The 25,461-nt window shown below is 62.4% G+C and carries 22 protein-coding genes; 12 read left to right on the top strand and 10 right to left on the bottom strand.

Features of this window, described 5'->3' with window-relative positions:
• Positions 1-104 precede the first annotated feature (104 nt).
• From DMP08_RS04405 to DMP08_RS04425, 5 genes are all read right to left on the bottom strand, one after another.
• Positions 105-1,331 (bottom strand): molybdopterin molybdotransferase MoeA, encoded by a 1,227-nt coding sequence (locus DMP08_RS04405; RefSeq protein WP_123191758.1) that lies wholly within the window; start codon positions 1,329-1,331, stop codon positions 105-107.
• An 87-nt stretch (positions 1,332-1,418) separates the two neighbouring features.
• Positions 1,419-2,555: an ABC transporter substrate-binding protein gene (locus DMP08_RS04410; RefSeq protein ID WP_123191759.1), complete on the bottom strand. Its 1,137-nt coding sequence runs from the start codon at positions 2,553-2,555 to the stop codon at positions 1,419-1,421.
• A 30-nt stretch (positions 2,556-2,585) separates the two neighbouring features.
• Complete coding sequence (locus DMP08_RS04415; RefSeq protein WP_123191760.1) at positions 2,586-3,368, bottom strand: ABC transporter ATP-binding protein; 783 nt, start codon at positions 3,366-3,368, stop codon at positions 2,586-2,588.
• Positions 3,365-4,495: a FecCD family ABC transporter permease gene (locus tag DMP08_RS04420; RefSeq protein ID WP_244596797.1), complete on the bottom strand. Its 1,131-nt coding sequence runs from the start codon at positions 4,493-4,495 to the stop codon at positions 3,365-3,367. The genes DMP08_RS04415 and DMP08_RS04420 overlap by 4 nt, the downstream gene beginning before the upstream one ends.
• A 201-nt stretch (positions 4,496-4,696) precedes the next feature.
• Positions 4,697-5,557 carry a DUF364 domain-containing protein gene (locus DMP08_RS04425; protein WP_123191761.1) on the bottom strand — a complete coding sequence of 287 codons (861 nt, stop codon included), beginning with the start codon at positions 5,555-5,557 and terminating at the stop codon, positions 4,697-4,699.
• A 120-nt stretch (positions 5,558-5,677) separates the two neighbouring features.
• Here DMP08_RS04425 and DMP08_RS04430 point away from each other — a divergent pair, with 120 nt between their 5' ends.
• Both DMP08_RS04430 and DMP08_RS04435 read left to right on the top strand, forming a co-directional pair.
• Entirely contained in the window at positions 5,678-6,310 is a 633-nt protein-coding gene (locus DMP08_RS04430) for a P-loop NTPase family protein (RefSeq protein ID WP_123191797.1), read from the top strand.
• A 91-nt stretch (positions 6,311-6,401) separates the two neighbouring features.
• Positions 6,402-7,067: a flavin reductase gene (locus DMP08_RS04435; protein ID WP_123191762.1), complete on the top strand. Its 666-nt coding sequence runs from the start codon at positions 6,402-6,404 to the stop codon at positions 7,065-7,067.
• Positions 7,068-7,215: 148 nt separating this feature from the next.
• On the opposite strand, the gene DMP08_RS04440 is transcribed toward DMP08_RS04435, so the two are convergent.
• The 3 genes from DMP08_RS04440 to DMP08_RS04450 form a co-directional block, all read right to left on the bottom strand.
• Positions 7,216-7,944, bottom strand: a complete 729-nt coding sequence (locus tag DMP08_RS04440) for a TorD/DmsD family molecular chaperone (protein ID WP_123191763.1) — start codon at positions 7,942-7,944, stop codon at positions 7,216-7,218.
• A gap of 66 nt (positions 7,945-8,010) precedes the next feature.
• Entirely contained in the window at positions 8,011-8,631 is a 621-nt protein-coding gene (locus DMP08_RS04445) for a 4Fe-4S dicluster domain-containing protein (RefSeq protein WP_123191764.1), read from the bottom strand.
• 2 nt (positions 8,632-8,633) lie between these two features.
• A complete protein-coding gene (locus DMP08_RS04450) occupies positions 8,634-11,336 on the bottom strand; it encodes a molybdopterin-dependent oxidoreductase (protein ID WP_123191765.1) in 2,703 nt (900 codons plus the stop codon).
• A gap of 314 nt (positions 11,337-11,650) precedes the next feature.
• On the opposite strand from DMP08_RS04450, the gene DMP08_RS04455 reads away from it, so the two are divergent.
• Positions 11,651-13,003, top strand: a complete 1,353-nt coding sequence (locus DMP08_RS04455) for a Fic family protein (RefSeq protein WP_161555414.1) — start codon at positions 11,651-11,653, stop codon at positions 13,001-13,003.
• Between the two features lie 100 nt (positions 13,004-13,103).
• On the opposite strand, the gene DMP08_RS04460 is transcribed toward DMP08_RS04455, so the two are convergent.
• Entirely contained in the window at positions 13,104-13,994 is an 891-nt protein-coding gene (locus DMP08_RS04460) for a class I SAM-dependent methyltransferase (RefSeq protein ID WP_123191767.1), read from the bottom strand.
• A gap of 142 nt (positions 13,995-14,136) precedes the next feature.
• Between DMP08_RS04460 and thyX the strand changes: the two genes are divergently transcribed.
• From thyX to DMP08_RS04500, 8 genes are all read left to right on the top strand, one after another.
• A complete protein-coding gene (gene thyX, locus DMP08_RS04465) occupies positions 14,137-14,817 on the top strand; it encodes an FAD-dependent thymidylate synthase (RefSeq protein ID WP_123191768.1) in 681 nt (226 codons plus the stop codon).
• Between the two features lies 1 nt (position 14,818).
• Entirely contained in the window at positions 14,819-16,213 is a 1,395-nt protein-coding gene (locus DMP08_RS04470; RefSeq protein WP_123191769.1) for a DUF1385 domain-containing protein, read from the top strand.
• 45 nt (positions 16,214-16,258) lie between these two features.
• Entirely contained in the window at positions 16,259-17,035 is a 777-nt protein-coding gene (locus tag DMP08_RS04475) for an ABC transporter ATP-binding protein (RefSeq protein WP_123191770.1), read from the top strand.
• Positions 17,032-18,207 carry an ABC transporter permease gene (locus DMP08_RS04480; RefSeq protein ID WP_123191771.1) on the top strand — a complete coding sequence of 392 codons (1,176 nt, stop codon included), beginning with the start codon at positions 17,032-17,034 and terminating at the stop codon, positions 18,205-18,207. Before DMP08_RS04475 ends, DMP08_RS04480 begins: the two co-directional genes overlap by 4 nt.
• 244 nt (positions 18,208-18,451) lie before the next feature.
• Positions 18,452-19,183: an amino acid ABC transporter ATP-binding protein gene (locus tag DMP08_RS04485; protein ID WP_123191772.1), complete on the top strand. Its 732-nt coding sequence runs from the start codon at positions 18,452-18,454 to the stop codon at positions 19,181-19,183.
• Between the two features lie 8 nt (positions 19,184-19,191).
• Entirely contained in the window at positions 19,192-20,025 is an 834-nt protein-coding gene (locus DMP08_RS04490; protein ID WP_123191798.1) for a transporter substrate-binding domain-containing protein, read from the top strand.
• Positions 20,018-21,166 carry an amino acid ABC transporter permease gene (locus DMP08_RS04495; protein WP_244596799.1) on the top strand — a complete coding sequence of 383 codons (1,149 nt, stop codon included), beginning with the start codon at positions 20,018-20,020 and terminating at the stop codon, positions 21,164-21,166. Before DMP08_RS04490 ends, DMP08_RS04495 begins: the two co-directional genes overlap by 8 nt.
• Positions 21,163-21,825, top strand: a complete 663-nt coding sequence (locus DMP08_RS04500; protein WP_123191773.1) for an amino acid ABC transporter permease — start codon at positions 21,163-21,165, stop codon at positions 21,823-21,825. The genes DMP08_RS04495 and DMP08_RS04500 overlap by 4 nt, the downstream gene beginning before the upstream one ends.
• A gap of 76 nt (positions 21,826-21,901) precedes the next feature.
• Here the strand turns inward: DMP08_RS04500 and DMP08_RS04505 are convergent, their stop codons facing one another.
• Positions 21,902-22,381, bottom strand: coding sequence for a hypothetical protein (locus DMP08_RS04505; protein ID WP_123191774.1), 480 nt, complete (start codon positions 22,379-22,381; stop codon positions 21,902-21,904).
• 463 nt (positions 22,382-22,844) lie between these two features.
• On the opposite strand from DMP08_RS04505, the gene DMP08_RS04510 reads away from it, so the two are divergent.
• On the top strand, positions 22,845-25,364 hold the full coding sequence (locus DMP08_RS04510) for a DNA topoisomerase I (RefSeq protein WP_123191775.1): 2,520 nt from the start codon (positions 22,845-22,847) through the stop codon (positions 25,362-25,364).
• Positions 25,365-25,461 lie beyond the last annotated feature (97 nt).

The raw sequence follows: 25,461 nt of genomic DNA on the forward strand, positions 1-25,461 counted from the left end.
GCGAAACGCGCACGGCAAGGGCCGCATCGGAAACGATGCGGCCCTTGTGCATGTAGGAGTGTTCCGTACGGCCTACATGCGGCTTGCGTGCAGGCCGTGCTGCTTCATCGATTGGCTCGGCGTGCCTCGATGAACTCCTCGCCCCGAAGAAGTTCCACTTCCAGGAGGTCTCCTTCCTTCCAGCCTGCTTCGCCGATAGGGGATACGCGTTGCGCGTTCGACGTCATGCAAGCGGCCAGCTCGCCGGCTTTGAAGTTGAGGAAGCGGGCCGTGTAGCCCTCGTCGTCGCGTTCTACCTGTACACGCGCGATGTTTGCCATCTTGGGGATGCTCGACTTTGCCGCAACGGCACGCGCTTGCACCGTGGGGCGACGATGCAGGGGGATGTCCAGCATGCGCGCGATCACGGCTTGCAGGCACCATTCGGATCCGAAGTAGGCCGCCATAGTCGGCCCGGGCAGGTTGATGACCGGCTTTTCGTCCACGACGGCCATCATGAGCGGGCGTCCCGGAACGGCAGCGATATAGTGATGCACCACGCGTCCCCGCCGCTTGATCAGGCGGGCGTTGAAATCTTCCTCGCCAAGCGCGGAACCGCCGTTGATCACCACCAGGTCGGCGGTCGAGAGCGCTTCCTCGAACGCCCGCTCAAGGTCGGCGGGATCGTCGTGCACGAGGGGAAACAGCATGGGTTCCGCTCCGTACTCGATCAGCAGGTGCTTGCACATGAGGCTGTTCGCGTCGACGTTCTGCCCGCGGTGCGGCTTGATGCCGGCGGGCACGAGCTCGCTGCCCGTGGGAATGAAGGCGACGCGCGGCTTGGCGCGCACGGGCACCATGGCAACGCCTCCCATGGCAAGCGCGGCCAAGTCGGTGGGGCGGACGATGGTCCCTGCATTCATGAGCGGATCTCCTGCGCGCAGCGTCGACCCTGCAGGTCGTACGCCCGAGCCGGGCGTGACGGACACGTCCTTGTCAAGCGCCACCGAGCCGTCTTCCCGGATGGCCGCTTTCTCGATCATCACCACGGCGTCGAACTCGTCGGGGAAGTCGTCGCCGGTATCAGCGCGCGTGTAATCGACGCCGAGTTTCCAGCTGCTCGTGTCGGGCAGTCCGTTCGCGAACGCGCTGGCCTTCACCGCGATGCCGTCGAACGAGGACGCGCGCACCACCGGCAGGGTGTTCGCGGACGTCAGGTCGCGCGCCAGCACGCGGCCTACCGCATGGTCGAGCGTTACGTATTCGGTGCGCCGCACCGGCTCCCATGCGGCGAAGAAATCGTCCAGAGCCTCTTCCTTCGAGGGGAATCCATCGAGTATCTTTTCTCCCATGCGCCTCTCCTTGTCCGGTTTCCCTTGTGCGTCAGGAGAGCCCGGCGTACCGGGCTCTCCTGCGGTTCTTCTATACGAGCGCGGCTGCTATGCCTTAGGCTGCGCGTGCGCTGCGATCTGGTCGAACTCGGCCTTGCTCAAATCGTAGCCGTAAAACGTCTTGAAGTAGCCCGACACTGTTTCGTACAGATCATTGTCGTACTTGTCAGGATAGAGCAGGCGGGGCAGCCATTGCATGCCCAGCACCTGGTTGACCGTGGGCGGGTTGTTCAACCAGTTCCACGGGGATCCGGGCACTTCGTAGTACATGCCGTTCTTGACGGCGGTCAGTTCTGCGAACGCGGCGTCGGAGCCTACGGAGTCGTAGATGCTTCCTCCTGCGAACAGGATGACCTGCGGGTCCCAAAGAGCCAGCTGCTCCATGCTGATCTCGACGCCCGCACCGCTGCCGGACACTTTGCCCAAATCGGCTACGTTGTTGGCAACCAGGTCGACCACCTGGCCTTGATAGGAGTTCTTTGCGATGGTGTTCGTTCCCTTGTCGCCTAGAAGATAAGCGACGTTGACGCGGTCTGACTCGGGAATGGTGCTCATGACGGACACGGTTTCGTCGTAAGCCGCCTTGCAATAGTCGGACAGCTTCTTGCCGCGATCCTGCATACCCAAAAGGTCGCCGAGCGTTTCATAGGCTTTTCCGTAGTCGCTCATCTTGGTTTCGATGACCACCACGGGGATGCCCAGCTGCTGCTGCAGCGTGTCCAGATCCTCTTTCATCCCGTCTTTGATCTCGCCGGTGTCGATGAGGATCTGGGCGCCCGAGGCCGCTACCGCTTCCTTGTTGAGGTCGCCCTTGGCGCCGAACGCCGCTCCCGTTACGGGCAGATTCGCGTAGTCCGCCCCCAGATACTTCGCCTGATCCGCGGTAAGCTCGGTCGAGATCGACACCAGTTTGTCGGGAGCCATCGTGAGCAGCACCTGGGTGGCGGTGTGGCCGGCCGGCGCAATGCGGTCGATGTGCGCCGGCACCTCGACCGTGCGTCCCGCTGAATCGGTGAACGTGCGGGTCTCGCTTTGCGCGGGCTGATCCTGCTTCGCGCCTTCGTCCGCGCTCGGCGCTTGCTGGGCGCACCCGCTTGCGACGAACGCCAAGCCAAGGCATAGCACGCATGCGATCAGCAAGCGCGCGGTCCAAGGCGCTTTCCTCGTTTTCGTAGTCCCTCCCATGGGAGCCTTCCTTTCCGTTGCTTCTTGAGCCTACCGTTCTATCTCGCGTACCGGCACGCAGACGCGCACCTTGTCGCCGTATAGGGAGTTGACCTCCACGTCCACGTGGTAGATGGCGCTTACCAGCTCCTTCGTGATGACCTCTTTGGGGTCGCCGAAGGCGTGCACGCGGCCCTCGTTGATGACGAGGGTGCGGTCGGAGTAGAGAAAAGCCTGGTCAGGCTGATGGGTTGATTGCACGATGCTCATGCCTTCGCGAGCGAGTTGACGCACGGTGGACAGTACGCGCACGGTGTTTCCGTAGTCCAGCGCGCTGGTGGGTTCGTCCATGACGATGGTGCGCGCATTCTGCGCGATGGCGCGCGCGATAAGGACCAGCTGTTTTTCGCCTCCGGATATCTGCGTGTAGGGGCGGTGTCCCAAATGGGCTACGCCCACGCGCTCAAGCGCTTCCCAGGCGCGGTCCGTATGCTGGCGTTTCGGCGTTCCGAACAGCCCGACGTCGCCCCCGGCGCTCATGAGCACCACGTCGAGCACATCGTAATCGTACGTGGAGGAGTGCGACTGCGGGATGTAGGCCACCTCGCGCGCTCGTTCGCGAATGGGAAGGTCGCGCAGGTTCTTTCCATTCACGGTGATCTCGCCCGTCCAGGCGGAGTTCAGGCACAGGATGCAACGAAACAGCGTGGACTTTCCTACGCCGTTGGGCCCCAGCACGTTCACCAGCGTATTGTCGGGAATGGAGAAGCTGACGTTGTGCAGCACCTCGTGGCTTCCGTAGGAAAAGCTCAGGTTTTTGACGTCGATGCTCATAGCTTCTGCTTCTTCCGGGTGATGAGATACAAGAAGAACGGCGCGCCCACGAATGCGGTCAAAATGCCGATGGGTATCTCCGCGGTTGCGACCAGTCGGGCGATGTCGTCTACTACCAGCATGAAGCTGGCGCCCATGAGCATGCTCGCCGGCAGCAGTTTGCGATAGTCGCAGCCGATGACCATGCGGGAAAGGTGGGGGATGACCAAGCCGACCCATCCGATCATGCCCGATACGGCTACGCTGGAAGCGGTGATCAGGGTTGCCGCCAGTATGACGACAAGTCGTGTTCGGCGTGCGTTCACGCCCATAGTGGAAGCTTCGTCGTCGCCCATGGTCAGCACGTTGATGCGCCAACGCAGGGCGAACAGCGCTCCCAGCCCGACTGCCATGGGGATGGCTGCCAGGGCCATATCGCTCCACTTGGCGCCGGTTAAGCTGCCCATGAGCCAGTACGTGATGGCGGCAAGCTGGTTGTTGGGATCGGCTATCAGCTTGGTGAACGAGACTCCCGCGGAAAACAGCGAGCTGACCATTACGCCCGCCAGCACCACGATGAGCAGGTGATTCCCTCGGGCTCGCGTGCCAATGAGCAGCACGAGCATTACGGCTGCGATGGAGAACAGAAAGGCGGAGGCGGAAACGCCGAACGCTCCCATGCCCAGCAGAATGGCGCACGCCGCCCCGAACGCCGCGCCTTGCGACGCTCCTAGTATGTCGGGCGATACGAGCGGGTTCTGAAACGTTCCCTGATAGGCTGCGCCCGCTGTGGCAAGGCTGCATCCCACCATGACGGCAAGCACTATGCGCGGCAGCCGTACTTGGAAGAAGAGCGTTTCCTGCTGCGGGGTCCAGAATGGATCCACGGGAAAGGCTAAGTTGGCTAGCATTCCCACTGCTTCTACCGGCGTGATGGGATAGCGACCCAGCATGAGCGAAGCGAGCGCGCTTGCTATGAGCAGAACCCCCAATGCAATCAGGATGGCGTTGGCGCGGCGCGTGTTTCTTCGAGATGCGCAGCGGGCGGCGCGCATCTCGGGATCGAGGTCACGGCTGCTGCTCGCCTCTTTGCCGGGCGCGGTTGCCTTCGATGTGTCGGGTGGGTCGTTGAGCTCTCGTGTCTTCATAGTCCCCCAATGAAGAATAATACTGTTTCTTAAATATATACTAGAATGAGAATATAATCAAACAAATATAAATGACCGTAAAAGTTGGCACGAGGCTTTTCTGAGGCAGCTTGGGGGGTCGGCACCGGAAAGCTGGCGGGCCCGGGCCGTACGCCCAGGCCCGCCAGCCTGCGTGGGGGGGGGGATCCAGACGGGATCTTGTTACGCGCGCTTCCGCGTGATCGACGTCATTTGGAGCGCTTCGCCGAAAAACTGTCCGGCTCCGCTTTTCACGGCGAAGCGGGCTTTCTCGGGATCGGCCACGACGCTGCCGGCCAGCATATCGACGCCGCGGTCGAACAGTTGCGAAGACATGACCACGCTCGGTCCCACCATGACGGTAGTCGCGTTCTTTGCTAGGTCCAGTAAGCGGGGAGCGGTCTTGTTGATGATGGTCACGCCCGTTACGAACGCGTAATCAGCCATGGGAACAACGTACTCGCAGGCAGGATCGGGCGTGTCGAGCGGCTGCGAGCAATTTCTTTCGAGCACCGTCAGATTGGCGTATTCCGCAATGCGGTCGACGTGAGGGAAATGCCCGACCACCACGACGTTGGCGTTGCCTTGCGCCGCGATGCGCGGTCGATACAGCTCGAATGCGTCTTTGCTTCGAACTGTTCCGTCCGGACGTTCGACGGGTTCGTCGTAGACGGCCCCCAACGGATCGAGCAGGTGCTTTTGCGCGTAGTAGGCGTTGAGCGCCGCCACCCCAAGCGTGGCTTCCTCGAAGCACCATGACTTCGCAAGCTGGGCCATTGCGCGAAGCGAGCATCTGCGTAAATCGTTTTTGGCCTGGCGCTTCGCTCCGCCTTTGCAGGTGAAGCTCACGCCCATGCCGCAGTCGGCTTCCACGTACGACCAATGCGTTCCTAGGCAGTAATCGTGCACGGCAAGATCTTCGGGGATCCCTTTGATCAGCAAGTCGTAGAATTCCCACGGGGATCGGTTTTGCAGCGTGCCGGAGGAATCGCCCGTCTCCGCTTCGCGCGCGTTCGAGCAGGTGTTGTTCTCGGAACGTTCCATACGGCTCTCCTCGTTCGCAGATTTTCGTGTCGAAGCGCCTTTGCGTGCAGCGCGTCGTTTATATTGTACCTATTGGCGTATAATACACCGTTGAGAAGAATCAAGGAAGGGGTGCTGACCATGCTGTTCCTGCTGACGGGCGACGTGCAGATAGGAAAGACCCGCTGGCTGGAGGCTGTGGCGAAGGAGCTCGCTGCTCAAGGCGTTGCGGTGGAAGGCGTCTTGGCTCCTGGCGTCTGGCGCAGGAACCAATCGGGAGAGGTCGTTGACGGCTCTGCGTCGGCGGACGCCGACGCTTTGGAAAAGCTCGGCATCGATAACATTCTGCTTCCGGGCGGCGAGCGGGTTTCCTTCGCTCGGCGGCGCGATCTGGCTTTAGCCGAAGGAACGTTTTGCGAGAAAAGCCAGAGCGCCCGCGCGAAGCTTGCCTGGGAGATATCGGACGACGCTCTTGCGCGCGTGAACGCCCATTTCGATAACCTGAAAGTCGCTGATCAGCCGCATTGTCCGGGTTTGCTGGTGGTGGACGAGCTGGGGCAGTTGGAGTTGCTGCGCGGCGGCGGGTTGACATCGGCCATGGATGTGCTTTCGCAGGGGCCTTCGGCCCGAAGCGCTCACGCTCTTGTGGTGGTGCGCGCGTGGTTGCTCGAATGTGCTGCCGAACGGTTCGGCGATGTTTGGGGAGGTGCGAAGATGCTTGCTCCCGACGGTGAGGCTCGTTCGACCTTGCGTTCGGCATTCGATCTTGTTTGAGCAAACGATACCAAGTATCATCAAAATCGACCGATCGGTATTAGACGAGACAGGACCGCGGGCAGGCGCATCGCGGCGGGAAGGTGTCATCATGATCGATAAATCGGCCTTTCATAGCTTGAGCTATGGGCTCTACATCGTTGGCGCGCAGCATGAGGGAAAGCGCTTCGGATGCGTTGCGAACACGTTTCAGCAGGTGACGTCTTCCCCTATGCAGGTAAGCGTGACGTTGAACAAGGAAAACGCTACGACCGAAGCCGTGCTCGAGTCCGGTCGTTTCACGGCAACGTGCTTGTCCCAGGAGGCGACGATGGAGCTCATCGGCACCTTCGGCTTCCATTCGAGCGCCGATGTGGACAAGTTCGCTTCGTGCGAGACAGCTGAAGACGCGGCGGGCGTGCCCTACGTGGCCGAACAGTGCGTTTCGCGCTTCTCGGCGCGCGTCGTGCAGATCGTCAATTTGGGCACGCATATCCTATTTGTGGGCGAGGTGGAGGAAGCCGAGAGGACTTGCTCCGGCGAGCCGATGACGTACGCCTACTACCATGTGGTCAAGGGGGGCAAGACCCCGCCGAAGGCATCGAGCTATCTGGGCGAAGAGCCTGCTGCCGCGCCCGCCGAGGGCGATGCGAAGCCGAAGTTCGCTTGGCGGTGCACCGTGTGCGGCCATATGGAGTATCTTGACGAGCTGCCGGAGGATTATGTGTGTCCCGTGTGCGGCGTGGGCCGGGACATGTTCGAACGGGTCGCCGTGTAAATCGAGGGGGCGATGAGACGAAGGGACGGGGTCAATGACTCATTTTCTGGCCTACGGCCGAAAATGAGTCATTGACCCCGTCCCTTCGTCTCATGCGGGGCGAGGCAAAGGAGTGCTTGCCTCGCCGCGCCCGCTCCGCTCGTTTCCCTTATGCGTTGCAGCTGGGTGCGGGGCAGCGGGTCTCGCACCCGGAGCATGCGCCGTCCGCCCCTTTCAGCTCCTTGGCAAACAGCGCGGATTCCTTGCAGGCTTGCACGATCAGCATCGAAAGGCCCCGGTACAGGTTGCTGTTCGATTTTTCCAGGATCAGGTCGCGCCAACCTTCCACCCAAGAGTTCGGGTGCTCTTCCAAAAAATCATGCTGGTCTGACACCACCCGTTCGAATCCTTCTTCGTCGCCGGCATCGAGCTTCTCCTTTGCGATGCGCGCCAGATGCGCCGCAAACAACAGCTCGGAGGCAAGATGGTCGTCCGGTTCGTGCTGGAAGCCTTCTACCTCCAAGTTGTATGCTCGGTACGCTGCCCGCACTTGCAGCGTACGCTCCTGGAACACCATGCGCTCGCGGCTGAAGTGCACCGATTCCCAAAGGGGGGCGGCTACCTTTTGAGCGCCTACAAACAGGCGCGTGTAATCGACGCGGACGGCTTCGAAGTCGTTGTCGGAAAAGGGCGTCGCACAGTTGTTCGTCCAGGCAAGGAGCAAGTCCTGCGGTTGCCTTGCCTGCGAGCCGTCTACGAAGGGTATGGACTCGAACAAGCGCTCTTCGACGACGCGGGCGAAAAGATCGCGATCCGGCATGCCGTACAGCAGTCTTCCGAGCAATGTGAGCAGGGCTTCTTCTTCTGCGAGCCTTGATCGGATGGCTTCGGTGTCCATGTCGTCTCCTATCGAATCGTCGATGCAAGGGGCTTCGGGCGATCCGCAGCCCCTTGCGCGTTGGGATTATTGTTCAAGCGAAAGAAGTCGTCCTTCGCCTTCCCTGAACACGGCGTCCTTGTGCGCGGTGATCGCCACGTTGGGAAGCGTTTCCGACGAAGGGGGCAGCGGTTGCACGTCGGCTACCTTGCCGTAGGTGCTGCGGAGCTCCTCGATATCGCCAAAGGCGAGGGCTCGCTGCGGGCAGATGCCGACGCAGGCCGGCTCTTCCCCAAGGTCGATAAGATCTTTGCACAGATCGCACTTGCGCGATTTCTTTTCGGCTTCGACCAGCTGGCATGCTCCGTACGGGCAGGCTGCGTTGCACGTGCCGCATCCGATGCACTTCTCGAGATCGATTGCGACGATGCCCGTGTCCGCATCCTTCGAGATGGCCCCTTGCGGGCACTTGGCGAAGCAAGCGGGGGAGTCGCAGTGCCCGCACGAGAACGACACCGAGTACGAGAACACGCCTTGCGGGGTGAAGCAGTTCAGCGCCTCGTCTTTCTCCCACGTTCCGCCGCACATCATCCGCACGCGGCGAAGCCGCGCGCCTACGTCGAGGTTGTTCTTGTCTTTGCAAGCGAGTTCGCAGGCCTTGCAGCCGGTGCACGAAGCGCTGTCGATGTAAAAGCCCATTTGAGACATGATTAGTCCTCCTTAAACACTTCGCGCGGTTCCCAGGTGTAATCGGGGGCGAGCGGCGTTCCCGTCCATTTCTCAACCTTCACGATGCAGCTGTTCCATGCTTGATGGCCGTACCCTACGCAGTTGGGGCCGTTCAGCACGTTGACGCTGCCCGCCAGATCGATCCCGGTTTCCTCGTCGATCTCGACCCACGAGCCTTGGCCGAGGCCCAATACGCCGGGCATCATGATCTCGGTGACCAGCAGCGGGCGCAGGCTCTTGCCCCATTTCGAGGTGATGAGCACCGTCTGGCCTGTTTCGCACCCGATGGTCGCGGCATCGAGCGGGTTCATGTACAGCGGGTGGTCGAACGCCTCGCGCAGGTTGGGGACGTCTGCGAACGAGGAGTGCGAATGGCGTGGGATGTGCAGGCTGACCAGCTGATAGGGGTACTCGCCCTTCACCTTGCCGCCCCAATCGGAAAACGTCTCCTCGTATCCTTCGATGCCGGGTTCGTATTTGGCGATGGGCGGAATCTCGGTCCATCCGCATGCCTTCACGCGCGCGGCGGCGTTCGGCGAGCAGATTTCCAGCTTGCCCGTAGCCGTCGTGGCTATGGGGTTCGCTTCGGGATCCTTGCGGAAGGCTTCCAGCACCACGTAATCCAGGCCGTCTCCTTCGGAGCGCTCGACCGTGTAGATGCCGTCGCGCTTGAAGTCGAGGATGGGCACGCGACCTTCCTGGGGCTTGCCTTCCACGCCGAGCTCCTTCAAGTCGTCTTCCGTGACGCTGACCAGGTTCTCTACGCCGCTTCCGTCCTTTTTGGTTGCGGTTGCGGCGGCAACCCAATCGAAGACCTGCTGCTTGAGCTCGAGCGGGCGCACCTGCTTCGGATCGACGCCGATGTACTCGGACAGCTCTGCGGCGATATCCACGTCGCTTTTGGCTTCGAACAAAGGCTCGCATACCTGGCTCGTCCACAGCACCTGCTCGCGATACGCTGCAGTGAAGTCTCCGTAGCGCTCCCATTGGGTGGTGACGGGCAAGACGATGTCCGCGTAGCGGCAAGCCGTGGTCATCACGATGTTCTGGGCGACGACGCAGTCCATTTTGCGATAGGCTTCGATGGCCAGCATGGTTCCCGGTGCCTGGTTGATGATGTTCTCGTGCGTGTCGTAGATCATGTGCACGTTGCAGGGACGCTTCTTGCCCAGGCCGGTGGTGAACTCGCCGGACAAAATGCCCGTCCATGCCTCGTTGATGTTGATGCGGTAGTACGGCTCTTCGGGCAGCTTGTACATGCCGTTGGGCACGCCGTACTCGATGGAGTCGCCGCCGAGGGGGTTCCAGATGGGAGCGATGTTCCCCGATGTTGTCCATGAGGGCTCGCCGAGGATGGTGCCGCCCTGCAGCAAGGTCAGGTAGCCGCCCTGCAGCCAGGAGTGGCCGGCGTCGGATCCGGTGCAGCAGCCCGGCTTGCCGATGCAGCCGGCCATGGCGCCGAGCGTCATGATGGCCTGGGGCCACGTGGTTCCGTTGGTGGTGCGCGACGGCGCGGGAGACATGATGATGGACACGCGCTCGGTCTGCGCGATCTGCAAAGCTAGATCGGTGATCACGGCGGGGCTTACGCCGCAGATCTCCGCAGCCCATTCGGGCGTTTTCGGCGTGCCGTCGTACGTGCCCAGCACGTAGTCTTTGAAGTTGTCCTCGGGCGCCGCTCCTTCGGGCATGTGGTCTGCGTCGAATCCGACGGTGCAGCGGTTCAGGAAATCCCAATCGATGAGCGGCTTTGCGGCGGGGTCGTCGTTGGTCAGCAGCACGTAGGCCATGGCGATGGCGAGCGCCGTGTCGGTGCCCGGTCGCACGCCGACGAACTGGTCGGCAACGGCTTGCGCGGTGGCGTGACGGAAGATGTCTATGCAGATGAACTTCGTTCCCGCAGCTTTGCATTGCATGTAGTCGTAGGTGGGAAGGCCGGTGCGGCTCCAGGCGGGGTTCGATCCCCATAGCACGATGATCTGCGCCTTTCGAAGATCCATGCGGTCGTTCGTATCTTCGGCCAGGCCGTATATCTTGGCCATCGATCCCCACGCGCCCGAAGAGCACGCGCCCCAGTGCTCCAGGTACCCTCCGTGCAGCGCCAGCATGCGCCCGATATCCCAGTTGCCGAACAGGGAGGCCACGTAACCCGGCACGAATATCGCATCGTGCCCGTATGCGGAAGTGATGCGCTTGATCTCGCCGGAGATCAGCTGGTACGCTTCGTCCCAGCTGATGCGCTCCCAGTCGTCCTTGCCGCGCAGCGCCCCGTTGGCGTTGTCCCCGCCGCCGGGCTGCCAGCTCTTGCGCTTCATGGGGTACTTGATGCGGTCGGCGCCGAACACCATGCCGCGCAGAGCCCGCCCGCGCGCACACGACCTCAACTGCGGGCAGTCGGGGGAGTCAGCGTGGGTTTTGTCCGTTCCCATGCGGACGCAGTCGCCGTCCTGCACGAACACTTTGTTGAAGCCCTTGCTGCCGCAGTCCGCCCAGCAGTTGCAGGGGATCCAGCTTCCCTCCGATGCCCCCTTCGCCGCTTCTCCTTCCGGTTTTTGGTTGAACCCTGCGCAGCCGGTCGTGCCGAGCGCGGCGGTTCCCGCTACGGCGACGCCCGTCCATTTGAGCAGGTTTCGACGGGTGATGCTCGATCTTGCTTCCGCCGTTTCGTGCGTCGATGCTCCCATGTTCCCTCCTATCGTCGTGCGGCCGCCCCCTTGCTGCGGCCGCTTCAACCCCTTGCAGGGTTCGCGAAGATCATAGGAACGACGATGCCGTTGTGCCAATGGGCGAGGCACTGTATTGCAGAACGGGTCGAAATGGAAGCATGTAAGCCGAATCCGGCTTGTTTTGCGGTTTCGATTATTCTCGAAACGGATGGTCGTATTAGCAAATCAACGAAATCGGAAATAAGGAGCCCGCTTGCGGGGCATTGCTCGCGTCGATGCTAGAATGGAGTGCGAGGGGAGGGAGTTTCGGCTCTTGGAGCCGGAGTGCCGCCATGCAGTATTTCGATAGACAGATCGGGCAGGACGACCTTGCACGGCTCATCGCCGACCTCGCTTCCGTGCGTGCGGAAAAGGACAAGGTCAACCGAAAGAAGCGCTCGGGGGCGCCCTACGAGCCCAAGTTGCTGTGCCCGCGCAACTTCGTTTTGAGCAGCGAGACGGCTGCGGTTGTCGCTCGCGCGGAGATCGCGGTGGCGAAGTCCGATTGCCTGGTCGAGGGGTCGGCCTATCCACTGCGCCGCTTGCTGTCGCGCGTGGAGGGCGTGGCTTCGGTGCGCACTAACGGCGTGAAGCCGAGCTACCGGGCGTGCTGCTATCTGGATCTTGGTTCCTGGACGCATGCGCCGGCGGGCTCTGCGCGCCTTGTCAAGAACGCAGCCCGCATGCATGCGGGCTGCACGTCGGCTCAACTGGACGCTTCGTACGCCGCTCATTTGGTGGAGGGCGCGGTGAACTTCATTCTTTCCGACGTTTCTCAAGACGGCGATATAACGGCCGCGCATCTGGAGGCTTTGTATCGCGGCATCAGCGAAGGGTCGTATTGGGAGAAGGAAGCCGGCCTTCGTTCGTGGGATTATCATCATCGGCGCAGTCCCGACGTGGATCTTGACATGTATCGTCCTCCGACCGCGGCTCAGCTTCCTCGGTTCATGAAGGACCTCGTGCAGTTTTGCAACCGCAATTCGTATTCGCCTATAGCGCGCTCGGCCATCGCCCATTACCAGCTTGAGGCGACCAAGGCGTTCATGGCGGGATCCGACCAGATCGGTCGTATTCTGGCTATCTTGATCTGGCGCAAGGCGGGGCTTATCGAGCATTACATGCCTCCGTTCTCCATCACGCCGGCCATGACCACCATGCGCCATACAAGAAGGCTCGAACCGTATCTGACCGAGCACGATTTCGTGGATGCAGGCGAGTTGCTTGCCGTGGACGAATGGGTGTATCACTGCGCTCGGGCCTGCGAGCTTTCCGTGCGCATTGCGAAGGTGTGCTGTCGAGAAGCATCCGCTTTGACCGATTCGTGGACTGCGCAGGTTAAGGGAAGCGGGATCGAGTTGCGCAAATGCGTGCGCAAGCTGATGAACGAGCTGATAGGAAGCCCGGTTGTCAGCATCCCCTTTGCGGCCGAGTTGATCGGAAGCAGCTTTTCCACCGCCGCGCGCGCCGTTTCCGATTTGGTGGAGGCGGGCGTTTTACGCCAGATGGGGGGCGGTGGGCGCAACCGCGTGTTCGAGGCAGCCGAGGCGATCGCGCTGTTCACGCGGATAGAAGGTGCCTTCTTGCCTGAAACGCCGCTGTCGCGCGAGTTCCTCATCGAACAAAGCAAGGGGACGATCGCGTGAGGCGCAGGCGATGAGACGAAGGGACGGGGTCAATGACTCATTTTCGGCCGCAGGCCAGAAAATGAGTCATTGACCCCGTCCCTTCGTCTCATTCTGCGGGCTATTTGTTCCAGGCGAGGAACGCCCAGGTGACCGTGCGCGGCTGGCGCAGGCGCAGGCGTCCTTGCGCGACGCCCTTCTTGTCGGGCTGTCCGGATAGCCCGTTTTCAACGAGGTTGTCTTTCGTCCATGCGCGCAGGCGCTCGAGCGCGTTTTCGCGCGCATCGTCGTCGACCAGGCCCGTTGCCGCGTCGTTCACCATGCGTGCGAACGCCTCGTAGGCGTCTTCGTAGGAGTCGAAGGTGTCCTCGCGGGCGCTTTCGATGTAGGACAATTCGGGCTTGAGGCCCTCGTTCGCCAAAATGTTGAAGGCGTACAGGTAGTCGTGTCCTCTCACCTGGTCAAGGCCGATGTCGGCCAGCAGACGCTCGTCGGTGCGCGGGGAGGCCCCGGTTGACAGCGTGACGCAGACGCGCCGGCGCGCCGTGTCGGTCAAGCGCAGAAGCGATTCTCGCATGTCGGCGGTCGCTATGGAGCGCGACGCTAGGGCCACATCCGCCGCGCCGGGTTCCACGCCGAAGGCCGACCAGTCGTCCTCCCAGCTCATGCGCCTTGAAGATACGGTCCGAACACCCAGATCAGCAAGCTGTTCCCCCATGCGGTCCAGCATGCCCTGGGAGAAGTCGGCGGCTATCACGTTGTGCCCCGCCTGTCCGAGCGGCACCGAGAGAGCGCCCGTGCCGCATCCCATGTCGAACACCGTTTCGCCCGGTCGTATGGCGGCAAGCTCCAAAAAGCGCTCCACGTAGGGGTTGGGCGCGTCTTTCGTGGAGAACGTCGCCGAGCGCTTGTCCCAATACGAGGCATCGTCCACGCGGCGGCGCAGCTTCTGCAGCGTCTTCCATTCTTCGTTCCAATCGTGCGTGGTAAGCAGGGGGGAGAACGGTTCCATGGCATGCCTTTCACGTGAAGGGCCGGCCGGTCATCCGGTGCACGGCCGCGGGTTTCGGGTACTATGGTAACGAACGATACCGTATCGCGCACGGGTGGATGGCGCGAAACTGGATTATTTCTAACAGAGGAGCATTTACCCTATGCACGTTGAACTGTTGTACCACACGCCCGACCCCGAGCGCGCCATTGCCACGGCTGCGCGCCTGTGCTACGCGCCGGTTGGCGCTGCCGAGCTTATGGAAACGATGCCCGAGGAGCGGGTGAGAAGCGTGCTCTCGACCATTATGTCCAGCGGGCACTTCTCCACGCTCGAGCACGCCAGCTACACCTTCGCGGTGGACGGCGTGTCGCGCGCCCTCACGCATCAGCTGGTGCGCCATCGCATCGCCAGCTTCAACCAGCAAAGCCAGCGCTACGTGAAGTTCACCGACGGCCTGGCCACGGTAAAGCCCGACAGCATAGCGGCGGATCCGCAGAGGGAGGCCGTGTTCGACGAGGCCATCGATGCGGCCATCGCCGCGTACGAGAAGCTGTTGGCCGCCGGCGTTCCCGCAGAGGATGCGCGCTACCTGCTGCCCAACGCCGCCGAAACGAAAATCGTCATCACCATGAACGTGCGCGAGCTGCTGCACTTCCTCTCCCTGCGTTGCTGCAACCGCGCGCAGTGGGAGATTCGCGACATGGCGCATCGCATGCTGGCGCTGGCGAAGCCCACTGCTCCGTTCATCTTCATGGACGCGGGCGCTCCCTGCATTCGCGGAAACTGCCCCGAGGGTAAAATGACCTGCGGAAACCCGTATCCGCGCGTGAAAAGGGATTAACGTGGCAGAGCAGAAGAGCGATCTTTCCCGCGCGTTTTCAGAGGACGGCGCTTGCAAGACCCATGTGGGAGGCCAGGCTCTTATCGAGGGCATCATGATGCGCGGTCGGTACAATTGGTCGGTTGCGGTGCGCGAGCCTTCGGGGGGCGTGTACGTGGAGGAGCACGACCTGACGTCGGGGCAAGACAAGAACGGCTGGATGTACTGGCCCCTCGTGCGCGGATGCCGTGCCATGGTGGAGTCGCTCGTCCTAGGCTACAAGGCTCTCGAGATCGCGGCGCTGCACGCGTTCGCGGACGAATCGGACGAAGAGGGGGCTGCTGCCGAGGGGGTCGGAGGGGTCTGCCGCTCGGACAGTCCTGCTCGCACGAACAGCCCGCAGGGCTGTTCAGCTCGTGCGGAACTCGCTTCAGATCCCTCCGGCCCCCTCGTCGACGGATCTCCGTCGTCCGATTCGTCCGCTGGGAACCCTGCGGCCGATCTCGAGGGACTTGGACCCTCGCTCGCTGGCGGGGGCGGGGAGAAGGCGTTTTCCTGGAAGGACGATTTCGGGCGACCGGAAACGGTGATCGACGGGCTGGGCGCCCAGAGGACGCTCGAAGTGGTGGAGGAACCCGTTTCTTCCGCCCCCGCTCAGGACCCTGCGCCGAAGAACGTCGAGAAGAAGTCGTTCATGGACGAGGAAGTGGAGTTCGGCAAGAAGGAGATGGCGGTGTCCATGGTGCTCGGCCTCGTGCTGGGCGTCGTGCTGTTCATCGTGGCGCCGGCGGCGCTCACGAATCTCATCGTGGGCGAGTACGACTCCAATACGGTGCTCTGGAACGTGGTCGACGGCTTGCTGCGCGTGCTCGTGTTCGTGTTCTACCTGTGGCTGATCGGGCGCATGCAGGACATCAAGCGCATGTTCGGCTATCACGGCGCCGAGCACAAGACCATCCACTGCTACGAGCACGGTCTGCCCCTCACGCCGGAAAACGCGCGCAGCTTCCCCCGCTTGCACGTGCGCTGCGGCACCGCGTTCCTCATCATGGTCATGATCATCGCCATCTTCGTGTACACGGTAACGCCCATCAACGCGCTCATCGATGCATGGGGCGTGGCCGACGGCGCGCCCAAGCTGGCGCTCGTCATCCTGATCCGCATCCTGCTCATGCCGGTCATCGCGGGCATATCCTACGAGATCACCGTGAAGTGGGCGGGCAGCCGCCCGGACAACCCCCTCGTCAAAGTGGTTCTGTGGCCCGGCATGCAGATGCAGTACCTCACCACGCGCGAGCCCGACGACGGGCAGATCGAATGCGCTATCGCAGCCATGCAGCGCGTGCTCGAACGGGAAGAGGAAGAGGAAGCGAAGGCGAACGCCGCCACGGAGGCTTCAGCGCCCTCCACGGCGTAGCGCCGCCGCTTCGGCGCGCGCAGTCAACGAACGAAAGGGTGCATCTTGGGAGCAGCTATAACGGCGCAGGACCTTCGGAAGTCGTTCAGGCTTTCCGCGAAGCAACGCAAGATCGAGCGAACGGACAGTCGGACGAAGACGGCTGTCGACGGTTTGTCGTTCGAGGTGCGCCACGGCGAGATCTTCGGGCTGCTGGGTCCGAACGGAGCCGGGAAAACCACCACGCTGCGCATGCTGGCGGCCTTGGTCAAGCCCGATCAAGGCGATGCGTTCATCGACGGGAGATCGGTCGTGTCCGATCCCGTGGGCGTGCGCAGCTCTATCGGGTTTCTCACGAGCGACCTCAAGCTGGAGGACGTGTTCTCTCCCGATTACCTGTTCGACTTCTTCAGCGAGCTGCATCGCGTTGATCCCGTCGTGCGCGACGAACGCAAGCGCGCCCTGTTCGAGCGCTTCGGCATCGATCGTTTCGCGCAAACGAAGGTGGCCGATCTGTCCACGGGCATGAAGCAGAAGACCTCGCTTGCGGTGTCGGTCGCGCATGATCCGTCGATCATCGTGTTCGACGAGCCCACCAACGGCCTTGACGTCCTTACGGCCAAGACGGTTACGGACTTCTTGGTGGAAATGAAGGGGGAGGGCAAGACCATCTTGCTGTCCACGCATATATTCACGTTGGTCGAAAAGGTGTGCGATCGCGTGGGCATCGTGATCGACGGGCGCATGGCCGCATGCGGCACGCTGCCCGACGTCACGCACGGGCGCTCGCTCGAAGACGCGTTCTTCGATTTGTACGCGGCGGCGGTTCGGAGGGAATCATGAGCAACGGTGCTTTCGCCATTGCGCGCAAAGAACTCGCGAAATTCTTCAGCAACCGCGTGTCCGCGTTGGTTTCCATCGTTTTGCCCGGTCTGCTGATATTCGTCGTATGGACGGTGATGGGCGATGCGATGGGCAGCATGTTCCAGCCCGACGGGGCCAAGCGGCCCGCGGTGGCCGTGGTGAACGAGCCTGCCAGCCTTGAAACGCTGGCGGATGCGGCGGGCATCGATATCGTGAAGGAGGATTCCCTGCCCGATGCCGATCGGATGCGCGAGGCCATCGAGCAAGGGGACGTCAAGGCGTTCGCCCTGTTCCCTGAAGGGTTCGACGAGTCCGTTGCAGTCTACGATCCCGCTTCGGGCGCGGCAGCGCCTCGCGTGGAGCTGTACCGCAACTCCACGGATCCCGATTCGGTGCAGGCGTTCTCTGCGCTCAAGGCCGCGCTCGACGCCTACGAGTCGTCGCTGTCGAACCGGTTCGACGTGAACGCCGGCGATGCGTCCTACGACGTGGCCGAAGAGCGCGACGTGGCCGGCTCCATCGTGGTGTCGATCGTGCCCATGCTGCTGCTGATCCTGCTGTTCACCAGCTGCATGTCCGTGGCTGCCGAGTCGGTTGCCGGCGAAAAGGAGCGCGGCACCATGGCGACGCTTTTGGCGACGCCGGTTCGCCGACGCGACATTGCGCTGGGGAAGGTGCTCGCCGTGTCGGTCATTGGCTTGCTGATTGCCGCATCGAGCGCGATCGGCATATTCGCGGGGCTGCCCAGCATCATGCAGGGCAGCGTGAGCATGAGCGTGTACGGCGTTTCCGACTACGTCCTGCTCGCCCTGGTCATCGCGTCCACGACGCTGGTCGTGGTCGTTCTCATCACGATGGTCTCGGCATTGGCGCGCACGACCAAAGAGGCGTCCATGTACCTGACGCCGCTCATGATCGTGGTGATGCTCGTGGGCGCTTTGGGCATGTTCGGGGGCGCAACGCAGACGGAGCCGCAGTTCTACCTCATACCGCTGTACAATAGCGTACAGTGCATGATCTCCATCTTCACGTTCGATTTCCAGCCGATGAACGTCGTGCTGTGCGTGGTTTCCAACCTTGCGTACACAGGGGCGGGCATCCTGGCCTTGCAGCGCATGTTCGACAGCGAGCGCTTGATGTTCGCCCGCTAGGCGCCTTGCCGTTCGGGGAGGACCGTCGAAGGGCGTTGCGGAAGACGCGGATGGGTCGTCGCTGCGGGCGCGCTCGCCCCTGATGGGCCGTTTGTCTTTCGGACGAGCCGTCAAGGTTTCGTAACCTGTTCTCCTCTCGGGGGCGTGGTCGCTTTGATACCATCGAAGCGTTCAGATCATCGATGGAGGGTGCAAGGCGCGTTCGCGTCCGGCCCCCCGCAGGGCGAAAGCGTAGGTGCGGGGCGTGCAAAACGCAATTTCAGTTCAAAACATCGTGAAGAGCTTCGGCGCGGTCGAGGCGCTCAAAGGAGTTTCGCTTGAGGTAGCTGAAGGCGAGAAGGTCGTCGTCATCGGGCCGTCGGGTTCGGGCAAAAGCGTGCTGATCCGGTGCATCAACGGGTTGGAGGTTCCCGATTCGGGGACTATCGTGGTCGAGGGCATGAACCTGGGCGACCGCAAGGTGAACAGCCGGGCTCTCGCGCGCGACGTGGCCATGGTGTTTCAAAGCTACAACCTGTATCCCCATAAAACCGTGCTGGAAAACGTCACGCTGGCGCCCGTTAAGGTGCTCAAGGTGCCGAAGGCCGAGGCCGAGAAAACGGCGCGTGCCTATTTGGAGCGCGTGGGATTGATCGACAAGGTGGACAAGTATCCCGATCAGCTGTCGGGGGGCCAGCAACAGCGCGTGGCCATTGCGCGCGCCCTCAACATGCATCCCAAGATCATGCTGCTCGACGAGCCGACGAGCGCCCTCGATCCCGAGATGGTTCAGGAGGTGCTCGACGTCATCAAGTCCCTGGCGGAAACGAACATGACCATCGTCATGGTCACCCACGAGATGGGCTTGGCGCGCGAAGCGGCCGACAAGGTGGTGTTCATGGAGAACGGCCTGGTGGTCGAGCAGGGCAGTCCTCGGTACATATTCGACGAAACGGACAACGAGCGCATCAACAGCTTCCTGTCCAAGATCTTGTGAGGCGCATCGTGATCACAAGACGGACATTCTTGCGCGCCTCCGCCCTGACGGCGGGAACGATTGCACTCGGCGGCGCCGCGGGCTTGCTCGGCGGGTGCTCGCCCGATGCGAACGTGCTGCGCGTGGGCACGAAGATCGACGTGCCCTCCTTCGGCTTCCAGAATCCCGAAACGGGGAATATCGAGGGCATGGAGGTGGACATCGCGCGCGAGCTCGCCCGCCGCATCAAGGGAAGCCCCGATGCCCTGCGGGTAACCGGCGTGAACGTGACCACTCGCGGGGCAATGCTCGACAACGGCACGCTCGACGCCACGTTGGCTACGTTCACCATCACCGAGACGCGCAAGAAAAGCTACAATTTCTCGCGCCCGTACTACACCGACCATATCGGCGTGCTGGTGAAGAAGTCTTCAGGCATCGCCGATCTTGCCGGGCTTGACGGCAAGACGGTGGGCGTGGCTCTTTCTGCCACGACGCGCGACAAGCTGTCCCAAGCGGGAGACGAGATCGGCATCCATATGAACTTCGCCGAATACTCCACGTACCCCGAGATCAAGATCGCGCTCGTCACCGGGCGCGTCGATGCCTTCTCGGTGGACCGGTCCATCTTGAACGGGTATCTGGATGATTCCACTATGCTTCTGACCACGCAGTTCGCTCCGCAGGAGTACGGCGTGGCCACGAAGAAGTCGAACGTCGAGCTGGCGGCGCAGGTGGACGACGCTATCGCCGCTATGCAAGCCGATGGCACGCTTGACGAGCTGTACGCGCGCTGGGGCCTTTCCGAAGACGGGGTTTCAAACGGCGCCGCGGTTGCGCAAGGGGGCGGATCGCATGCTTGATATCTTCGCTCCGTTCAAATGGGAGGCGCTTTTCCAGCGTTGGCCCGACATTTTGTCCGCATTCGGGATGACCGTCGGCATTTCCGTGCTCGCGCTGCTTATCGCACTGGTGCTCGGCGTGGTGTTCGGCGTGCTGTCCGTGTCCCGCATGCCGGTGTTTCGCTGGATCACGCGCGTGTACGTGGAGGTCGTGCAAAACGTGCCCCTGCTTTTGCAGGTGTTCGTGTTCTACGCCATATTTCCGCTTCTGGGATTGTCGCTTGCGGCGTTCTGGATCGGCGTGCTGGCCATCGGCATCTATCATGGCGGCTACATTTCGGAGGTTGTGCGTTCGGGTATCGGCTCCATCCATCGCGGTCAGTTCGAGGCGGCGAAAAGCCAAGGGTTCTCGTACTGGCAGACCATGTTCGTGATCATTTTGCCGCAGGCGATTCGCATTATCATGCCGCCTTTGGCGGTGCAGGCGGCGAACCTCGTGAAGAACACGTCGGTGCTCGCCCTGATCGCGGGCGGCGAGCTCATGTACTTTGCGAACTCGTTCGCAGGCTCGACCAGCTATTACGGTCCCGCTTACGTGGTGGCTGCCATCCTGTACTTCATCATCTGCTTTCCGCTGTCGCGCTTGGCGCTGTACCTGGAGCGTCGGACGCGCGCGCATCGGCACGTGTCTACCGGAGATGCGACGGAAGAGCTGTCCGAGGACGTGCTCGAAGTCACGCCGGGATCGCACGACATCACGGGTCGTGCGGCGGCCGACGCCATGGCCGGCGGCGTCGACACCATGCTGGGCACGGTCGATATAGCGCCTGCTCGCGTGGCTCCTTCGCCGCGCCATCCGCTGCATGTGCTAGGCGAAGATGCGGACGGGGCGATGCAAGGCGCGCGCGGGCCGCTTGAGCAGACGTTCACCGGAAGGCAAGCGGCCGAGATCGCAGACGACATCGGCCGGGAGATCGCGCAGGAAATCGCCGCGTCGTGCGCAGGCGACGAAGCGTGCGCACGACGCGCCATGCACACGAGGACCGGTCGCTCGAGGGCCCTGCGCCGCTTGGAGCAGCGGCGCGCTGCCGCTCGCGAGGAAGCGGAGCGTTCGGAGCGCAAGGGCGCGACCGATGAAGAAGGACGGGAGGAGGACCGATGAGCGATATAGCCGCTCTGTTCACGTGGGTGAACATGCGCTTTCTCCTGCAGGGCTTGGGGATGACGCTGCTCATATCTGCGCTTGCCATCGCTTGCTCGGTGGTGCTGGGAACCCTCATCTCGGTTATGCGCACGTCGAAGAGCCGCGTGCTGCGCGGCGTTGCGACCGTGTACATCGAGGTGTTCAAGAATACGCCGCTTCTGCTGTGGATCATGTTCACGTTCTTCGTGGCGCAGTTGCCGCCCATCGGCGCAGCCGTCCTGGCCTTCACGCTGTTCACCAGCGCCAGCGTGGCCGAGATCGTGCGCGGCGGCTTGGCGAGCGTGCCGTTCGGGCAGTACGAGGCCGCCAAGAGCCAGGGCTTTTCCGGGGCGCAAACCTATGTGCTGATCATTTTGCCGCAGGCGCTGCGCAACATGGTTCCGGCGCTGCTTTCTCAATTCGTGACGACCATCAAGGATACGAGCTACCTGTGGGGCGCCATGGCGCTGCAGGAGCTCATGGGGCGCGGCATGATTCTCATGAACAGCTATAACTCGACGGTGCAGATCTTCGCCATATTCGCCATCATGGCCCTGGTGTACTTCGCGGTGTGTTTCACGCTCTCCCAGATCGTGCGGGCATACCAACGAAAGATCAAACAGGCTCGTGCCGCGTAGCGTCTTGCGCTTTGCGGCGGGCTTTTGGGCGCGACGCCGACGCTGGCCCGCGCCCGGTCACGGCGTCGGCGCGTTGCTATTGCAGGGATCCCAGTAGGGGCAGGTACTGCTGGGCGCTTTCGGGAACCGTCAGCGTGATGCGTTGCCCATGGGCTTCCACGGTCACGTAGCCGGGGTTGTCGTACGTGGTGACCGACGCTTCCACTCCGCCGTACGTGCCGCTGAAAGAACCCGTCGGCGACGCCTCTGCGGGCAAAGAGGAGGCTTTCCAGCTGTCGATGTTCAAGCTGGCCACGGCTTCTTCCACCTGTGCCGTGCTCAAGCCGGTTGCGTTGGCGATGGCCTCGCTGTTCGCGGCAAGGGCATCTTGCACGTTCGACTTGATGCCCGATGCGTCGATGGCTGCGTTCGCGGCATTGTTCTTCACGTCGCTGACCAGCGATGAGATCGGATCCGAGGTAGAGCCTCCATTTGAGGAAGGCGTCATGAGCAGGGCGACCGAGCCGGCTATGAGCAGGGCGATGAGTCCTAGAAATACGCCGAGAACTTTCTTCATCGAAGGTGTCTCCTTTCGAGCTCGGACTACGAGGGTGCCGCCGGTGGTGCGTTTTCTGGATCGGATGGAGAACGGCTGTTGGGCTGTTCGGCGGCCATCCCGAACCATAGCCTATACGAGAATCGATTGCTCCATGAAACGTCCGCGCCATCTTCAGAGCCTGGGGACGAAATCCCCATTCGATTTCCGGAACTCGCCCTTCGGCCGCAAAGCGCGCGCCGTGCGGCGCCTGCCGCATGGCAGGCCAGCGCCCGCGCGAAGGGCGTCGGGTTCGTTTCGGCTTGGGTAAAGTTCTCCTTCCTTTGCCTAAAATCGTGTATGCTAACGTCTATTGCGTCGCGGACGGTGCGCCGCAAGCGCGCTTCTGCGCGTTTTCATCCCCGCACACGTTAATAAATAGGTGGGGCAACCGTGTGAATGATGCGAGGCCGCGCTGGCGGCCGGTTAGACAGGAGGGAACCGCGTGAAGCTGGTGGTAACCGAGAAGAACGACGCGGCTCAGAAGATCGCCGATTTGCTCGGCGTGAAGAAACCGAAGGCGGACAAGGTGTACTCCACGCCGGTGTACCGCTTCGACGTTGACGGCGAGGAATGGGTGACCATCGGCCTGCGCGGCCATATCCTGGAGCCCGATTTCACTCCCGCTATGGTATACAAGAAGCGCGGCGGCTGGCAGGGCGTCACCGAGGAGGGGGAGACGTTTCCCGCAGATCTGCCCGACACGCTTGCGAAGCCCCCTTTTAAAAAGAAGAAGCCGTTCACCGAGGACGGGGTCGAGCTGAAGGCGTGGAAGATGGATGCGCTTCCGTATTTGGTGTACGCGCCCATCAAGAAGCTCCCCAAGGAAAAGGAGATCATCCGCTCCTTGAAGAACCTGGCGAAAAAAGCCGATTCCATCGTGATCGCGACCGACTTCGACCGAGAGGGCGAACTGATCGGGAGCGACGCCCTCAGCTGCATGCAGGAGGTGAACCCGACCGCGCCCGTGTCGCGCGCGCGGTATTCGGCGTTCACGAAAGAGGAGATCACGCATGCGTTCGACAACCTGGTCGAGCTTGACGTGAACCTGGCAAGCGCCGGCGCGTCGCGCCAGGACATCGACCTTATCTGGGGCGCAGTGCTCACGCGCTACCTGACGCTCGTCAAATTCGCAGGATACGGCAACGTGCGCTCGTCCGGTCGCGTGCAAACGCCCACGCTCGCGCTCATCGTGGCGAAGGAGCGCGAGCGCCTTGCGTTCGTTCCCGAGGACTACTGGGTGATCCGCGGCGCGTTCGGGGCCGAACCCGATGCGTTCGAGGCGCCGCACGCCACCGCGCGGTTCAAGAGCGAAGCCGAGGCCGACGCCGTTATGGCTCATGTCGACGGCGCGTCAAGCGCCACGGTGGCCTCGATCGAGAAGCGCAAGCGCACGGTGCAGCCGCCGGCCCCGTTCAACACCACGTCGCTCATGGCGGCGGCGTCCGCCGAAGGCCTCAGCCCTGCGCGCACGATGCGCATCGCCGAGAGCCTGTACATGGACGGCTACATCTCCTATCCGCGCGTCGACAACACGGTGTACCCGTCTTCGCTCGATTTGGCGGAAACCGTGAAGGCTGTTTCCGGGAATCCGGCTTACGCGCCGTATTGCAAAGAGCTGTTGGCGAAAGACCAGCTCACGGCTACGCGCGGCAAGAAGGAGACGACGGACCACCCGCCTATCTACCCCACGGCAAAAGCCACTCCCGACGATCTGGCGCCCGCCGACTACAAGCTGTACAACCTGATCGCGCGCCGGTTCCTGGCCACGCTGTCCGAACCTGCCGTGGTGGAGGGCACGAAGGTCACGCTCGACGTGAACGCCGAGCCGTTCGTTGCGAAGGGCGACGTGCTGGTGAAGCCCGGGTTCCGCGCGATCTACCCCTATGGGCTGAAGAAGGACGAGCAGCTGCCCGTCCTTTCCGAAGGGCAGGCGATCGCGTTCGGCGGCGCAACGTGCACGAAGAAGCAGACCGAACCGCCCGCGCGTTACAGCCAGGGCAAGCTCATCCAGGAGATGGAGAAGCTGGGCCTGGGCACGAAGTCTACGCGCCATGCCATCATCGAGCGTCTGTACACGGTGAAGTACATCCAGAACGACCCCATCGAGCCCAGCCAGCTGGGCATGGCGGTGTGCGACGCGCTGGACAAGTTCGCCCCGCATATCACGCACTCTGAAATGACGGCGGAGCTGGAGTCGGAGATGGACAGCATCGCCGAAGGCCGCACCACGAAGGCCGCCGTGGTCGGCACGAGCCGCAACCTTCTGGCCGAGCAGCTGGCCAGCTTGCTGCCGCATTCGGAGGAGGTCAAAGATGCTCTGGCCGACGCCGTGGCTGCCGACGCGTACGTGGGGCCGTGTCCGAAATGCGGCAAGGACCTGCAGTTGCGCGCGTCGCAGAAGACGCGCAGCATGTTCATCGGCTGCGCCGGCTGGCCTGATTGCGACGTGACCTACCCCCTGCCGAAGGGCAAGGTGGAGGCCGTTCCGGAGCCGTGCCCGACCTGTGGCATGCCTCAAGTGAAGGTGACGGCGTTTCGCTCGAAGCCGCGCACCATCTGCATCGATCCGCATTGCTCCACCAACAAGGAGCCCGACGTGGTGGTGGGCGAGTGCCCGGCCTGCAAGGAGAAGGGCATCGCCGCGAAGCTGATCGCGCAGAAGAACCCCCGTACCTTGAAGCGCTTCATCCGCTGCGAGAATTACGACGACTGCGGCACGGGCTATCCGCTGCCCCAGTACGGAGCGCTTGCCGCCACCGACGAGGTGTGCGAGCACTGCGGCGCGCCGATGGTCGTCGTCACTACGAACCGCGGCCCCTGGAAGCTGTGCCCGAACTTCGATTGCCCGGGCAAGGAGCAAGACGAGGCGAAGGGCGCCAAGGGCAAGGCTCCCGCCAAGAAGACGCCTGCGAAAAGCAGCGCCAAGAAGGCTCCGGCAAAGAAGCCGGCCGCGAAGAAGTAGCGTGATCGCGAACGATCGATCTTAACGGCGAAGGGCCCCGCATGATGGGGCCCTTCGCCGTGGATGACGTCTGCTCGGTTTTCGCTTGCTTGTGCCG

The sequence above is a fragment of the Paraeggerthella hongkongensis genome (assembly GCF_003726035.1).
Classification (GTDB): domain Bacteria; phylum Actinomycetota; class Coriobacteriia; order Coriobacteriales; family Eggerthellaceae; genus Paraeggerthella; species Paraeggerthella hongkongensis.